Annotated in this window: 16 protein-coding genes; 8 read left to right on the forward strand and 8 right to left on the reverse strand. The window is 65.9% G+C overall.

Annotated features, from left to right (window positions below):
- The first annotated feature begins 12 nt into the window (after window positions 1–12).
- The 4 genes from FJV83_RS23480 (at window position 13) to dnaQ (ending at window position 2836) form a co-directional block, all read left to right on the forward strand.
- On the forward strand, window positions 13–612 hold the full coding sequence (locus FJV83_RS23480; RefSeq protein WP_095792335.1) for a Maf-like protein: 600 nt from the start codon (window positions 13–15) through the stop codon (window positions 610–612).
- Window positions 605–1447: a shikimate dehydrogenase gene (locus FJV83_RS23485; protein ID WP_142887354.1), complete on the forward strand. Its 843-nt coding sequence runs from the start codon at window positions 605–607 to the stop codon at window positions 1445–1447. The genes FJV83_RS23480 and FJV83_RS23485 overlap by 8 nt, the downstream gene beginning before the upstream one ends.
- Complete coding sequence (gene coaE / locus FJV83_RS23490; RefSeq protein ID WP_142887353.1) at window positions 1444–2037, forward strand: dephospho-CoA kinase; 594 nt, start codon at window positions 1444–1446, stop codon at window positions 2035–2037. Before FJV83_RS23485 ends, coaE begins: the two co-directional genes overlap by 4 nt.
- Window positions 2038–2113: 76 nt before the next feature.
- Entirely contained in the window at window positions 2114–2836 is a 723-nt protein-coding gene (dnaQ, locus tag FJV83_RS23495) for a DNA polymerase III subunit epsilon (RefSeq protein WP_142887352.1), read from the forward strand.
- A gap of 3 nt (window positions 2837–2839) precedes the next feature.
- On the opposite strand, the gene FJV83_RS23500 is transcribed toward dnaQ, so the two are convergent.
- The 7 genes from FJV83_RS23500 to FJV83_RS23540 form a co-directional block, all read right to left on the reverse strand.
- Window positions 2840–3790 (reverse strand): alpha/beta hydrolase, encoded by a 951-nt coding sequence (locus FJV83_RS23500; protein WP_142887351.1) that lies wholly within the window; start codon window positions 3788–3790, stop codon window positions 2840–2842.
- Window positions 3791–3802: 12 nt separating this feature from the next.
- Complete coding sequence (locus FJV83_RS23505; protein WP_142887350.1) at window positions 3803–4483, reverse strand: isochorismatase family protein; 681 nt, start codon at window positions 4481–4483, stop codon at window positions 3803–3805.
- 346 nt (window positions 4484–4829) lie between these two features.
- Window positions 4830–6134, reverse strand: a complete 1305-nt coding sequence (locus FJV83_RS23515; protein ID WP_095792342.1) for a Xaa-Pro peptidase family protein — start codon at window positions 6132–6134, stop codon at window positions 4830–4832.
- 305 nt (window positions 6135–6439) lie between these two features.
- Complete coding sequence (locus tag FJV83_RS23525; RefSeq protein WP_142878033.1) at window positions 6440–7408, reverse strand: GlxA family transcriptional regulator; 969 nt, start codon at window positions 7406–7408, stop codon at window positions 6440–6442.
- A 46-nt stretch (window positions 7409–7454) separates the two neighbouring features.
- A complete protein-coding gene (locus tag FJV83_RS23530) occupies window positions 7455–8639 on the reverse strand; it encodes a PLP-dependent aspartate aminotransferase family protein (RefSeq protein ID WP_142887348.1) in 1185 nt (394 codons plus the stop codon).
- Window positions 8636–10075 carry a pyridoxal-phosphate dependent enzyme gene (locus tag FJV83_RS23535; RefSeq protein WP_142887347.1) on the reverse strand — a complete coding sequence of 480 codons (1440 nt, stop codon included), beginning with the start codon at window positions 10073–10075 and terminating at the stop codon, window positions 8636–8638. The genes FJV83_RS23530 and FJV83_RS23535 overlap by 4 nt, the downstream gene beginning before the upstream one ends.
- Window positions 10076–10662: 587 nt before the next feature.
- The gene (locus FJV83_RS23540) at window positions 10663–11064 is read right to left on the reverse strand and encodes a RidA family protein (protein WP_142887344.1); all 402 of its coding nucleotides are present in this window, start codon (window positions 11062–11064) and stop codon (window positions 10663–10665) included.
- Here FJV83_RS23540 and FJV83_RS23545 point away from each other — a divergent pair.
- From FJV83_RS23545 to FJV83_RS23555, 3 genes are read left to right on the forward strand one after another with little or no spacing between them, the layout of a single operon-like run.
- Complete coding sequence (locus tag FJV83_RS23545) at window positions 11057–11257, forward strand: hypothetical protein (RefSeq protein WP_142887343.1); 201 nt, start codon at window positions 11057–11059, stop codon at window positions 11255–11257. The two genes, FJV83_RS23540 and FJV83_RS23545, sit on opposite strands and share 8 nt — an antisense overlap.
- Complete coding sequence (locus tag FJV83_RS23550) at window positions 11238–11570, forward strand: hypothetical protein (protein WP_095775617.1); 333 nt, start codon at window positions 11238–11240, stop codon at window positions 11568–11570. Before FJV83_RS23545 ends, FJV83_RS23550 begins: the two co-directional genes overlap by 20 nt.
- A complete protein-coding gene (locus tag FJV83_RS23555) occupies window positions 11567–12214 on the forward strand; it encodes a cysteine hydrolase (protein WP_142887342.1) in 648 nt (215 codons plus the stop codon). Before FJV83_RS23550 ends, FJV83_RS23555 begins: the two co-directional genes overlap by 4 nt.
- Window positions 12215–12227: 13 nt before the next feature.
- Here FJV83_RS23555 and FJV83_RS23560 read toward each other — a convergent pair whose 3' ends face one another.
- Window positions 12228–12581: a helix-turn-helix domain-containing protein gene (locus FJV83_RS23560; RefSeq protein ID WP_095775667.1), complete on the reverse strand. Its 354-nt coding sequence runs from the start codon at window positions 12579–12581 to the stop codon at window positions 12228–12230.
- Between the two features lie 111 nt (window positions 12582–12692).
- On the opposite strand from FJV83_RS23560, the gene FJV83_RS23565 reads away from it, so the two are divergent.
- A complete protein-coding gene (locus FJV83_RS23565) occupies window positions 12693–13463 on the forward strand; it encodes a type 1 glutamine amidotransferase domain-containing protein (protein WP_142887341.1) in 771 nt (256 codons plus the stop codon).
- Window positions 13464–13477 lie beyond the last annotated feature (14 nt).

Below are 13477 nucleotides of genomic sequence, written 5' to 3' on the forward strand. Positions count from 1 at the left end.
TGGTGAACAACCATGACCGAAAAAATCATCCTCGCTTCCGGCAGTCCATTCCGCAAGGCGATGCTCATCCATGCTGGCCTCGACATCGAGGCGGTGCCGGCCGATGTCGACGAGCGCGCGCTCGAGGCGCCGTTGCAGGACAGCGGCGTTTCGCCGGAGGATGTCGCCCTGGTGCTGGCCGAGGCCAAGGCCACCGAGGTCAGCGAACGCCGGCCCGGCGCGCTGGTGCTCGGCTGCGACCAGACTTTGTCTTTGGGTGACGAGGTGTTCCACAAGCCGGCCGACATGGAAGGCGCGCGGCGTCATCTCCTGGCGCTGTCGGGCAGGACCCATCAGCTCAACAGCGCCGCCGTGCTGGTGCGTGACGGCAAGGTGCTGTGGCGCCATGTCGGCATCGCCGGCATGACCATGCGCAAGCTCGACCCCGGCTTCATCGGCCGCCATCTCGCCCGTGTCGGCGCCAAGGCGCTGGCCAGCGTCGGTGCCTACCAGATCGAAGGCGAAGGCATCCAGCTCTTCGAAAAGATCGAAGGCGATTATTTCACCATTGTCGGCCTGCCGCTTTTGCCGCTGCTGGCGGAATTGCGCACGCTCGGAGCCATCGATGGTTGAGGCAACGAAGAAGGCTTTTGTCACCGGCCACCCGATCAAGCATTCGCGGTCACCGAAGATCCACGGCCACTGGCTGGTCCAGCACGGCATCGACGGCAGCTACGAGGCGATCGACGTGGCGCCGCAGGATTTTGCCGAATTCATCGCGACATTGCAGGCAAACGGGTTTCGCGGCGGCAATGTCACCATTCCGCACAAGGAAGCCGCCTTCGCTCTCGTCCACCGCCGCGACCAGGCGGCCGAAGAAATCGGCGCCGTCAACACGCTGTGGTTTGAGGACGGCGTGCTGTGGGGCGGCAACACCGACGGTCACGGCTTTGCCGCCAACCTCGATGACTACGCGCCCGGCTGGGCGAACACCGGCCCCGCGGTCGTGCTCGGCGCCGGCGGCGCGTCGCGCGCCGTCATCCAGGCGCTGAAGCAACGCGGTTTTTCCGACATCCGCATCGTCAACCGCACGCTGGCCCGGGCGCAGGAATTGCGCGACCGTTTCGGCGCCGGCGTTTCGGCGCATGGCACGGCGGCGATCAACGAATTGCTGGCCGACGCCGGCCTGCTGGTCAACACCACCGCGCTCGGCATGGTCGGCAATGAAGGTCTCGCCGCCGACCCGGCCCTGCTGCCGGCCCACGCCATCGTCACCGACCTCGTCTATGTGCCGCTGGAAACGCCATTGCTCGCCGCCGCGCGTGCCAGGGGGCTGAAGACGGTCGACGGCCTCGGCATGCTGCTCAACCAGGCCGTGCCCGGCTTCGAACATTGGTTCGGCGTCAGGCCGCAGGTCACGGCTGAGCTGCGCGCGCTCATCGTTGCCGATCTGGTGCCGAAACCATGATCGTGCTCGGTCTCACCGGCTCGATCGGCATGGGCAAGTCGACCACGGCCAAAATGTTCGCCGAGGCGGGCGTGCCGGTCCATGATTCCGACGAGGCGGTGCATCGCCTCTATTCCGGCGCGGCGGCACCTCTGATCGAGGCCGCGTTTCCCGGAACGGTTGTCGATGGCGTGGTCGACCGCGTAAAACTTGGCGCGCGCGTGCTTGGCGATGCCGCCGCGCTGAAGCGGCTGGAAGCCATCATCCATCCGCTGGTGCGCGCCGACGCCGACGCCTTCCTGGCCACGCATCGTAACGCGGGCGAATCGATCGCCGTGCTCGACATTCCGCTGCTTTTCGAAACCGGCGGCCGTGGCCGCGTCGACAAGGTCGTCGTCGTCACGGCGCCCGCCGAAGTCCAGCGCCAGCGCGTGCTGGCCCGGCCGGGCATGACGGAAGAAAAACTGGCGGCGATCCTGGCCAAGCAAGTGCCGGATGAGGAGAAGCGCAGGCTGGCCGATTTCGTCATCGACACCGGCCAGGGGCTGGGCGCCGCGCGTGCCGCCGTCGCCGACATCGTCGCCGAACTCCGGGGACAAAGGGGTTCCTGACGGCGGGCTGTCAGCATTGCCCATTGCCATTTTGTTCCGGTCTCGTGATTCTACTCCCCAGGAGCAAACTGATTCGATGCGCGAGATCATCTTCGATACGGAAACCACCGGCCTTGATTCGCGCGACGACCGCGTGATCGAGCTGGGCGGCGTCGAGCTGGTCAATCGTTTCCCGACCGGCAGGACGTTCCACCACTATATCAACCCGCAGGGCCGGGCGGTCCATGCGGAGGCGCAAGCCGTGCATGGCATCAGCGCGGCGGATCTCGCGGGCAAGCCGACCTTCGCCGAAATCGCCGAGGAATGGCTGACCTTCACCGACGGCGCCAGGCTGGTCGCGCACAACGCCACGTTCGACATCGGCTTCCTCAATGTCGAATTCGGCCGGCTCGGCCATCCGGTCGTCGATCCCGGCCGTGTCGTCGACACGCTGGCGCTGGCGCGGCGCAAGCACCCGATGGGCCCCAATTCGCTCGATGCGCTCTGCCGGCGCTACGGCATCGACAACACGAAGCGCACCAAGCACGGCGCGCTGCTCGATTCCGAATTGCTGGCCGAGGTCTATATTGAGCTGATCGGCGGCAAGCAGGCGGCGCTTATCCTCGACAGCGCCACCGCTCCGGCACAGGGCGAGAATGTCCGCCACATCGAGATCATCGTCGCCGAGCGCCCGAGGCCGCTGCTGCCGCGCCTGACCGAAGCGGAGCGTGCGGCGCATGCCGCCATGGTCGCCACGCTCGGCGAAAAGGCGCTCTGGCTGAAAGCCAGTTCCTCCGAAAAGAGCGTCGCGGCGTCGTAGGACTCAATACGGCCACTCGCCCCGGCCAAGCGCCGCAATCGCCGCGATGATGCGCGCGAACGCCTCCGCCGCGGCCGGCACCGTGGTGCGGGCGCGCAGGAAACTGTGAACCAGGCGCTTCTCTTCATGCCACCAGGCCTTGCCGCCGGCCGCAACGATGCGGTCGCGGTAGGTTTCGCCGTCGGACGATAGCGGGTCGCACTCGGCCGTGATGATCACCGTCGGCGGCAGGCCGGAAAAGTCGCGGTCGCGCAGCGGTGAAAAGGTCGGGTCGACCGGAGATTGCCGCTTGGCCGAACGGACATCGCGGTAAAAGGCGATGTCGCCGACGGACAGCAGCGGCGCCTCGGCATGTTCGACATAGGAGCCGGCGGCCTCGTCGCCGCCAAGGCCGGGATAGATCAGCACCTGGCCGATCGCTGTCCTGATATGCCGGCGCGTCGCCTGCGCCACGGCAGCGGCCAGATTGCCGCCGGCGCTCTCGCCGCACAGGACGACCGGCAGGCCTGACGTCCCGGCCGCCCATGCGAAGACGGCCATCGCATCGTCGAAGGCGGCGGGATGGACATGCTCGGGTGCCAGCCGGTAGTCGACCGACACCACGTCGAAGCCGGTGCCGGCGCAGATCTCGGCGCAGATGTCGTCATGGCTGTCGAGCCCGCCGAGGATGAAGCCGCCGCCATGGAAATAGAGCACCATGGCCCGCGCCGCCTTGCCGGCCGGCTGGTAGCGGCGGATCGGGATGCGGTGGCCCGGGGCGGCGACCAGGCCGTCGCTGGCCTTGACCCCGGCGGGCCGGCCCCGGTGGAAAGCCCGGCACATCCTGTCATAGACCGCGCGCTGCTTGTCGATCGGCAGGCCGGTGATATCGGGCGGATACCAGGCGTTGACGTTGTCTATGTAGGCCCACAGCGCTGGGTCGAGCCGTGTTTCATATTTGCCGCGGCCGGTCATGTCGGTCTGCCGTCATAGATCGGCGTAGAGCGCCGCCGCATTGTCGAAGGTGAAGCGAAGTGGCACCGACCCCTCGACCTGCCAGGCGTTGACGGTGTCGCCGGCCAGCAGCCGGCAGGCGCCGTCGGTGTCGGTGACCGCCCCGCCATAGAGCCGGTTGGCGAGGTTGAGGATGCCGGTCTGGTGCATGGCGGCGCTGCCGCTGCCGCAGGCATCCTTGACCAGGAGCACGCGAAAACCTTTCGCCACGGCGTCCTTGACTGATGCATCGATGCAGGCCTCGGTCCAGACGCCGGCGATGACCAGCCATTCGATGCCTGACGCCTTGAGCAGATCCGCCGCCGGCCCGCTGCGGAAGGCGCTGGCCTCGGCCTTGATCAGCAGCGCTTCGTCCCTGGCCGGCGCCACTTCATGGCAGATCTCGGTCAGCGGATCGGACTTGTCGGAAAAGGCCGACTTGCCGTCGGCACCGAGCGGATGAAACGGCCGGTCCTGCTTGTCGAGATCGACGATATAGGCCCAATGCTGGAGCGGCGCGTGGTTGGCGCGCGCCGCTTCTTGCAGCCGCTGGACGTTGGCCAGGATGCCGGCGAAACCCTCGACGAGATAGCGCTTGTCCTGCCGGTGCTCTTCCTGCAGGTCGATGAAGATTGCGGCCACCGTGCCTCTGCTGATGGAGATGGGGCTTTTCATGCAAGTGGGCCCGCGTCGGCAGTCCGCGCCGTTCTGTTCAGCGAGCCGGCGCTAACGCTGGCGATTGGTCGCCGCTTCCCCACCTTCGTCATCCACGGGCGGAGCGGGAGCGAAGCTCCGTCGCGGAGACCCGAGGATCCATGCCGTGACCTCGGTCGAAGGATGCGACGGAGCAGAACCTGAACCGTAGCAACGCTTCGGAGTCCCGGCATGGATCCCTTGGGCTGCGGAGCAGCTCCAGGGGTCTGCGCCGCGTCGCTGCGCTCCTTGCTCCGCCCTAGGATGACGAAGCGATGGGAGGCTGCGCCAGCCGCGAAGGTCACATCACGGAGGCGGACAGTAGGCATCAAACCTGCTTCTCCAGAAACTCGTCCTCATAGGGAAAGCGCGACAGAAGCTCGGTGCCCGTCTCGGTGATCAGGATTTCGTCCTCCAGCTTGACGCCCTCGCGGCCGCCCTTCTCGCCGATATAGCTTTCCACGCTCACCACCATGCCTGGCACGATATGGCCGTCGCGGCCATAGGTCTCGTAATCCATGGCATGGGCGATGAACGGTGTCTCGCCATGCATGCCGACGCCGTGCATCACCGAGGTATAGCGCTGGTCGACGAAGCGGTCGGGGATCTTCCAGGCCTTTTCGGCGATTTCGCGAAACGCCATGCCGGGCTTGACGATCGAAATATTGTGCTGAACCTGGTCGTGCGCCATGCGGTAGAGCGACTTCTGGTAATCGGTCGGCTTGCCCGGTCCGCAGCGGAAGGTGCGGGAGAAATCGGAGTAATAGCCGTAGCAGCCGATCGTGTCGGTATCGAGCGCGAGCAGCTCGCCGGGCCGGATCTTGCGGCCGCTGGCCTCGTTGAACCAGGGATTGGTGCGCTGGCCCGATGTGAGCAGCCGCGTCTCGATGAACTCGCCGCCCTGGCGGATGACCTCGCCATACATGATGGCGAACAGCTCGTTTTCGGAGACGCCGGGCTTGATCGCCTCGCGCACCGCATAGACCGCGGCCTCGGCGCCGGCCATCGACACCTGCAGGCATTTCACCTCTTCGGGCGTCTTCACCGCGCGCACCGCCAGGATTTCGCCCTGGCAATCCCTGACCTCGCAGCCGCGCTTTTCCAGCGCCAGCGCCTGCAGATGGCTGCAGCGGTCGAGGCCGAGCTTCATCGAGCCGCCGCCATGCTTCTTCAGGAGCTCGGCGATCTCGTCGGCGAAGGGCCCGGCGGTTTCGTCGTCACGGCCGGAGACCGACGACCAAACGAGCTTGGACGGACGCGCCTCGTCGATCGTGTCGAGCACCATCGAGACATGGTAGCTCTGCGGATATTCGAACAGCACGATCGGCCCTTCGGTGGGAATAAAGAAATAACGGGTCGAGTTGCGCAGGAAGTAGCCGAACATGTTGCGCGAGCCGGTGGCGTAGCGCTGGTTGTACGGGTCGAACAGCACCACCCCGCCATAGCCGGCGTCGCGCATCCAGCCGCGCAGTTTGGCCAACCGGCCTTTGCGCAAGGCATCCGCGTCGATGAAGGACGGCTCGGTGTCCGACAGCCACATGCCGCCCGCCGGATCAGCCGCCGCCGGGTGGCGCATGCGATCCTTGAAGTCGACGTCTTCGGTGCTGTCGGGGTCGAATACGACGATGCTCATGGGGGTTCGGCCTTGTATCGGTTGCAAGGTCAGACCATGGCGCAGCAGCGGCGGGATGATTGTGCGGAAAACCGCAGGGGTTATGCGGGATGCCGCTGACAATTGAGAGGCGTCGCGATCCTTCGCGCCCCCCTCTGCCCTGCCGGGCATCTCCCCCACGAGTGGGGAGATTGCAGTGTCGGCAACCGCGCGCCTTCTTCAACGTAGCGATTGGCGAAAGCGGCGGTGACAGCCGATCTCCCCCCGTGTGGGGGAGATGTCCGGCAGGACAGAGGGGGGCGCTGGCCCGCCAGCATTCGAAAGCCCTAATGCCGTCTGGCCAGCTTCGGCGCATGCCCATGCTCTTCCCGAAAAGCCCGGGCAAAGCTCGACATGGAGGCAAAGCCGCAGGCCAGCGCCACGTCGCGCACGGCGAGCGTCGAATGCGCCAAAAGGTCGGCGGCGCGCTTCAGCCTGAGCCGCCGGTAGTAGCCATTGGGCGAGATGGCGAGCTCGGAGCGAAAGGAGCGCTCGAGCTTGTCGGAGGAGACGCCGAGCCGCGCCGTCAGCTCGGCCATGCCGAGCCGCTCCTCGACCGCGTCCTCCATGATGGCGATGGCCGACAGCACCAGCTCGTTCTGCACGCCGGTGCGCAGCCTGAGCGGCATCAGCTTGCGGTCGACGCTGGAGCGCAGCTGGCTGTGCACGAACCATTCGGCGACGCCGGCGGCGAGCTCGGCGCCGTAATCCCGGGTGATGATCTCCAGCATCATGTCGAGGCTGCCGACGCCGCCGGCCGAGGTGAAGCGCTTGCGGTCGATGACGTAGAGATCGCGCCGCAGCTCGATTGCAGGAAACGCCTCGGTGAAGGCGGCCTGGCTGGTCCAGTGCAAGGTGCAGGCATGACCGTCGAGCAGGCCGGCGCGTGCGAGGAAGAACGCCGCATCCGCCACCGCGCCGATATGGGCGCCACCCCGCAGGCTGCGGCGGATCCAGCTCGCCGCGTCCTCGGCGACGAGATGGTCGGCATCGCCGCCCGAGCAGACGACGATGCGGTCGACCTTCGGTGCATCCTCGGCATAGAAGCCCGGCTGGATGACGACGCCGTTCGACGCCTCGACCGCGCCTTTCGTGCCGCCGACGATGATCCAGCGATAGCACTGCCGCTTCGCCAGTACATTGGCGGCGCGCAGCGGCTCGATGACGGAACTGAACGCCATCATCGGAAAGCCGGGGAACACCAGCACCGCGAAGGTCAGGGGTTCGGTGGGTTTTTCGGGTTCGCGCGTGGCCATGGGCGCTACATCTCGGGCGAATGGGGTTTGGCGTCAACCGCTGGCGCTATCCCCCCAGCGCCTGCTCCAGATCGGCGATCAGATCATCGCCATCCTCGATCCCCGCCGACAGCCGCACCAGCGAATCCGAAATGCCGATCTCCGCCCGCTTCTCGGCGGGAATGGAGCCATGCGTCATCAGCGCCGGGTGTTCGATCAGGCTCTCCACCCCGCCGAGGCTTTCGGCCAGCGTGAACAATTGCGTGTGTTCGAGGAAGCGTTTTGTCCCGGCGAGATCGCGGTCGAGCACGGCTGATATCATGCCGCCGAAGGCGTGCATCTGCTGGACGGCGATGGAATGCTGCGGATGGCTGGCGAGGCCGGGATAGATCACGCGGCGCACATCTTTTCGCGCTTCCAGCCACTGCGCGATCTTCAGCCCGTTGTCGGAATGCCGCTCCATTCGAAGCGCCAGGGTCTTCAGGCCGCGCAGCGCCAGGAAACTGTCGAACGGGCCCGATATGGCGCCGATGGCGTTCTGCAGGAATTTCAGCTGGGCCGCCAATTCCTTGTTGTCGCCGACGACGGCCACCCCGCCGACCATGTCGGAATGGCCGTTGAGATACTTTGTCGTCGAGTGCACGACGATGTCGATGCCGAGTTCCAGCGGCCGCTGGATATAAGGGCTGCAGAACGTGTTGTCGGCGACGGTGAGGACGCCCTTGCGCTTGGCCAGCGCGGCGACGCCTTCGAGGTCGACGATGCGCAGCAGCGGGTTGGTCGGCGTCTCGACCCACAGCAGCTTCGTCTCCGGCCGGATCGCGGCTTCCACCGCGGCAAGGTCGGTGAAGTCGACGAACGAGACCTGCAGGCCCGCCGAGCGCTTGCGCACCCGCTCCATCAGTCGGAACGACCCGCCATAGATGTCGTCGGTGGCGACGATATGGGCGCCGGCATCGAGCAGTTCCAGCACGGTCGAGATCGCCGCCAGGCCGGAGGCGAAGGCAAACGCGGCCGTTCCGCTTTCGAGATCGGCCACCGCGCGCTCGAAGGCAAAGCGCGTCGGGTTCTGGCTGCGGGCGTACTCGAACCCCTTGTGCACGCCGGGCGACTGCTGGCCGTAGGTCGAGGTCGCATAGATCGGCACCATCACCGCGCCGGTCAGCGGGTCGTGGCTCTGGCCGCCATGGATGGTGCGCGTCGAGAAGGCCAGGCGATTCTTGCCCGATGGTGGTGGTGTGTGGCTGGTCATCGTGCGCGCCTCAAATGGTTGATCAGGTCGATGCGGGTGATCAGGCCGACGAACTCGTCGCCGTCGAAGATGATGGCGACCTCGTTGCGGTCGAACACCGGCAGCAGCGCATCCAGCGTCTGGCTGGCCTGCAGCGTGTGCAGATTGGAGGTCATCGCCGTGCGCACCGGACCGTTGAAGCGCCCCCAGCGCCCGTCATAGGGACCGTCGACCTTGGCCAGGATATCGCTTTCGTCGACGATGCCGATCAGCTTGCCGTCTTCCAGCACCGGCAGCTGCGAGACATCGGAGCGGCGCATGCGGCCATAGGCGTTGAGCAGGCTTTCGTCCGGGCCGACATAGACCGTGTCGCCGGTGCGGTGGGTGCGCATGACGAGATCGCGCAAATCGCCATGCTGCTCGTGCTCGGCCAGGCCCTGTTCGGCCAGCCAGAAATCGTCGAACACCTTCGACAGATACTTGTTGCCGCTGTCGCAGACGAAGGTGACGACGCGCTTCGGCGTCGTCTGCTCGCGGCAATAGCGCAAGGCGGCCGACAAAAGCGTGCCCGAGGACGAGCCGGCCAAAATGCCTTCGCGCGACAGAAGATCGCGCACCGCCAGCATGCTTTGCTTGTCTGATATCGAATAGGCCTTCTTGACCAGCGACAGATCGGCATTGGGCGGCACGAAATCCTCGCCTATGCCTTCCACCGTCCAGCTGCCGGCCTCTTCCATCTTGCCGGTCTTGATCAAGGGCGCCAGCACCGAGCCGACCGGATCGGCCAGCACCATTTCGGTCTTCGGCGACACCTTGGCGAAGTAGCGGCCAAGCCCGGTCAGCGTACCGCCCGAGCCGACGCCGACCACCACCGCGTCCACATTGCCGTCGAGCTGCGAAAAGATCTCCGGGCCGGTGGTCGTCTCATGCGCCAGCGGGTTGGCCGGATTGGCGAACTGGTTGGCATAGAAGGCGCCGGGCACTTCCGCCGCGATCTTCTCGGCCATGTCCTGGTAATATTCCGGGTGGCCCTTGCCGACGTCGGAGCGCGTCATGCGCACCTCGGCGCCAAGAGCGCGCAGATGCTGGATCTTCTCGCGCGACATCTTGTCCGGCACGACCAGCACGATGCGGTAGCCCTTGGGGATGCCGACCTGGGCAAGGCCAAGGCCGGTATTGCCGGCGGTCGCCTCGACGATGGTGCCGCCCCGCTTGAGCTTGCCCTCTTTCTCCGCCGCCGCGATCATCGACAGCGCGATGCGGTCCTTGATCGAGCCGCCGGGGTTCTGGCTTTCGAGCTTGATGAACAGCCGGCATTTGCCGGTGTCGAACTTGGTCAGCTCGACCACCGGCGTCTGGCCGATCAGGTCGAGTACCGATTTATAAGGTGGCCGCAAGCGCGACGATTGGCCATCCGAGGCGGCGCTGCCTGGCGCGGCTTTTCCGTGCTCGCTCATATCGAAGCTCCCTGATCAAGCGACCGCCTAGAGCATGATGCCGAAAAGTGTGAAGCGGTTTTCGGACGACATCATGCTCTGCTTATTTGATTGAGCCGGCAGAGCGGCAGCGTAGCCTCTTTTCCAGCCGTTTGTCGCGGGAAAGAAGATAGAACGTGCCAATCAGACGGCCAGACGAGGAATGAAATTCCAGGCGGCGCTTAATGTCCCCCTCAAGGGGCTACCGGATGCACACATTTCCAAGCGGCTGGTCTTTGGCGATAGCGTGCATGGCAACTTGGCGCATGCATTGTCTTATGCGGCGCTGGTCGCCCCCACTCCGTCTCGGCTTCGCCGAGCCACTGCCGGGGCGAGCCACGAGCCTCGCCCGTCCCTCGGACCCCCCGATCGACGGGGTAGAGGAAAGGCGCCAAGCTTTTTGCCGGCAACGCTCGTCCAGCAACGCTCCTTCCTTTCCCTCCGGAGGGGGGAAAGGTGGCGCTGCGAAGCAGCGACGGATTGGGGGAACCACGTGGCAATCAAGCCTCGGGCTGATCCGTCACGCCAATCACAGAAAATGTGTGCATGGCGTAGCCTCAAGGGGGAGATTACGCTTCAACCGCCGCCTGCCCCTCGATCTCGATCAGGAAATCCGGATTGGCGAGGCCGAGGACGCGTATGCCCGTCACCACCGGCGGCGTCCCGCGATCGCCCCAGAATGCCATCCAGACGCCGAAGGCCGGCCCGATATCGGCGTCGCCGACAATGTAGATCGACAGGCGGACGAGATCCTGCGGCCTGGCGCCGCCGGCTTCGAGCACCATCGCCAGATTGGCGAGCGCCTGCGCGGTCTGCGCCGCGATGTCGCCCTTGCCGACGATCCGGCCATCGGCGTCGATTCCGTTCTGCCCGCCGATCAGCACGATGCGCGCCGAGGCCGGCAGCGCCACGCCTTGCGAATAGGCCGGGTTGCCGTGCATGCCGTTCGGGTTCAGCCGCTCGATGCCCATTCTCGTCCCCTCTCCGCTGGATGCCGCGCGCCACGAAAGGCCAACCGGCAGTTCGTTTCAACGAACCATCTCGTTCGTTGAAGCCGCCATTTTCGACATGCTAGCCGAACGCGACGCCTGCCCCGAACAGCAAGCGGGCCGCGCGATGCTGACAGGCGAAGAGGAGACAGCCGATGAAGATCATTGCCTATGACAACTTCAAGCCCGGCGTCACCCTCGACGATTTGAAACCCTATCTGCGCGACGAGGTGTCGAATGTCTGGCGGCTGTGGAAGGCAGGCATCGTGCGCGAAAACCATGCCCGCGCCGATGTCGGCGGCGTCATCATCGTCTTCGAACTCGACAGCGTCGAGGAAGCCAGGCGCTACACCGACGACTTCCCGCTGTCGAAGGCTGGGCTGCTCGAATGGCACTTCCTGGCTTTCGATCCGGCACCGCTGCCGCTCGAATATCTGTTCGACCCCAGCGTCGACATCGCCCAACCCTGGGACCGGACCGCGGCATGATCCGGTCCAGCGAAGGCATCGAGATTCCGGCCAGGCTGGTCGAATGGTGCGATCCGCGCCGCATGGCGCTGGTGGTCTACGACATGCAGGTCGGCATCTGCCGCCAGGTCGCCGGCGCGGCCGATATCGTCGAGCGCACCGGCATCGTGCTCGAAGCCGCCCGCTCGGCCGGCATGCGGGTGGCGTTCACGCGCCATCTCTCTCTGCCACGCAAATGGATGGGCGCCACCCAACTGCGCACCGCCATGGCCTGGCAGCGGCGCGACAACCCCGACGCGGTCGAGCCGTGGTTTTTGCGCGACGCCCAAGCGACCGGGATCGTCCCCGAACTGGCGCCCCGCGCCGACGAAGCCGTGTTCGACAAGCTGACCATGTCGGCCTTCGATTCCACGGCGCTTGGCTTTGCGCTCGGCGATTGCGGCGTGCGCGCCGTCGCCCTTGCCGGCATCGCCACGGAGATCGGCATCGAGCCGACCGTCCGCCAGGCGACCGACAATGGCTTTACGGCCGTTGTGATCGAGGACGCCTGCGGCTTCGGCAACCGCGAAGCGCGCGACCGCTCGATGGCGACGCTGCGTTTCCTCGGCGAGGCCGTCATCACCGATGTCGCCGGCTTCTGCGGCGCGCTGGCCGCTGCGCCCTGAGGGACAAATGTTGCTAGGCCGCCGCCTCGATATCAGTGCGGAAGCGCACGCCCTCGGCGCGGCCATGCACGCTGCCCCAGTCGTAGAGCGCCTGGAGTGCTGCGGCGAGATCGTGGCCGCGCTCGGTCAAGGCGTAGCGCCCCTTGCCGTCGGGCGACGTCTCGAGCACGACGAAGCCGATCTCGACGAGATCGGCCAGGCGCTGCGTCAGCATCTTGTCGGAGAGCGAGGGGATCAGCCGGCGCAGCTCGGAATAGCGCAGCGGCCCTTGCTTGATGCGTGCGATGATCACCGTTTTCCACTTGCCGCCGAGCGCGTCGAGCGCGAACTCGACCGGGCAGCCATAGAGTCTACCGCGTTGTGCCATGCCGTCATCGTAGGCAAGGCCCTGCGGCGACGGAAGCGGAATTTGGCCCGCCATATGGCCAGATTGCCGGGCCCGGCTTTGTCGGCGACAGTTTCATAAGGGAGAGCCAAGATGAGCGTCAGGGATGTCAATCCGGTCAATGCACGCAAGCCAAAGCGTGTCGCCATCGTCATCGCCAATCCGGCCGTATCGACCACGACAGGATGGCCGGTCGGCTTCTGGTGGAGCGAGCTGACGCATCCGTGGTTTGCCTTCACCGAGCGCGGCTATGCGGTGGAAATCTTTTCGCCTCAGGGCGGCAGATGCGAGGCCGACGCGCTGAGCGACCCGCGTGACCCATCGGGCTATTCGGAGACCGACCTCATCTCGCTCGGCTTCCTGTCAAGTCCGAAACTGGCGGCCCTGGTCGAGACCACGCGGCCGGCAGCGGAGATCGATGTCGACAGCTTTGACGCGATTGTGGTCGCCGGCGGCCAGGCGCCGATGTTCAGCTACGAGAGCGCGACCGACCTGCAGCGAACCTTCGTCGCCTTCCATGAGGCCGGCAAGGTGGCCGCCGCGCTCTGCCACGGCACCGCGCTGCTGCGCTACGCCAGGCGTGCCGACGGCTCGCTGCTCGCCGCCGGCAAGACGGTGACCGGTTTCGCCAATGCCGAGGAGGATTTCGCCGACAAGGCGACGTGGGAGATGGGCGCGCTCGAGCGCGGCAAGCATCTGATGCCCTGGCGCATCGAGGACGAGTTGAAGGCCATCGGCGCCAATTATGTGCAAGCCGGGCTGTGGCGCGGCTTTGCCGTTCGCGACGGCAATCTGATCACCGGCCAGCAGAATTTTTCCGGCGCCGAAACCGCGCGCCTGGTCTGCGAGGCGCTGGGCGGCTAGAGCAATTCCAGGAA

This window comes from Mesorhizobium sp. WSM4307 (genome assembly GCF_007003945.1).
Lineage (GTDB): Bacteria > Pseudomonadota > Alphaproteobacteria > Rhizobiales > Rhizobiaceae > Mesorhizobium.

Excerpts from the sequence above, each read along its gene's own strand:
- FJV83_RS23540 (WP_142887344.1), bottom strand. The coding sequence starts at position 11,064 with ATGGGCATCGAGCGGCTGAACCCGAACGGCATGCACGGCAACCCGGCC.
- FJV83_RS23500 (WP_142887351.1), bottom strand. The coding sequence starts at position 3,790 with ATGACCGGCCGCGGCAAATATGAAACACGGCTCGACCCAGCGCTGTGG.
- FJV83_RS23525 (WP_142878033.1), bottom strand. The coding sequence starts at position 7,408 with ATGGCCACGCGCGAACCCGAAAAACCCACCGAACCCCTGACCTTCGCG.
- FJV83_RS23550 (WP_095775617.1), top strand. The coding sequence starts at position 11,238 with ATGAAGATCATTGCCTATGACAACTTCAAGCCCGGCGTCACCCTCGAC.
- dnaQ (WP_142887352.1), top strand. The coding sequence starts at position 2,114 with ATGCGCGAGATCATCTTCGATACGGAAACCACCGGCCTTGATTCGCGC.
- FJV83_RS23485 (WP_142887354.1), top strand. The coding sequence starts at position 605 with ATGGTTGAGGCAACGAAGAAGGCTTTTGTCACCGGCCACCCGATCAAG.
- FJV83_RS23545 (WP_142887343.1), top strand. The coding sequence starts at position 11,057 with ATGCCCATTCTCGTCCCCTCTCCGCTGGATGCCGCGCGCCACGAAAGG.
- FJV83_RS23505 (WP_142887350.1), bottom strand. The coding sequence starts at position 4,483 with ATGAAAAGCCCCATCTCCATCAGCAGAGGCACGGTGGCCGCAATCTTC.
- FJV83_RS23535 (WP_142887347.1), bottom strand. The coding sequence starts at position 10,075 with ATGAGCGAGCACGGAAAAGCCGCGCCAGGCAGCGCCGCCTCGGATGGC.
- FJV83_RS23480 (WP_095792335.1), top strand. The coding sequence starts at position 13 with ATGACCGAAAAAATCATCCTCGCTTCCGGCAGTCCATTCCGCAAGGCG.
- coaE (WP_142887353.1), top strand. The coding sequence starts at position 1,444 with ATGATCGTGCTCGGTCTCACCGGCTCGATCGGCATGGGCAAGTCGACC.
- FJV83_RS23565 (WP_142887341.1), top strand. The coding sequence starts at position 12,693 with ATGAGCGTCAGGGATGTCAATCCGGTCAATGCACGCAAGCCAAAGCGT.
- FJV83_RS23515 (WP_095792342.1), bottom strand. The coding sequence starts at position 6,134 with ATGAGCATCGTCGTATTCGACCCCGACAGCACCGAAGACGTCGACTTC.
- FJV83_RS23530 (WP_142887348.1), bottom strand. The coding sequence starts at position 8,639 with ATGACCAGCCACACACCACCACCATCGGGCAAGAATCGCCTGGCCTTC.
- FJV83_RS23555 (WP_142887342.1), top strand. The coding sequence starts at position 11,567 with ATGATCCGGTCCAGCGAAGGCATCGAGATTCCGGCCAGGCTGGTCGAA.
- FJV83_RS23560 (WP_095775667.1), bottom strand. The coding sequence starts at position 12,581 with ATGGCACAACGCGGTAGACTCTATGGCTGCCCGGTCGAGTTCGCGCTC.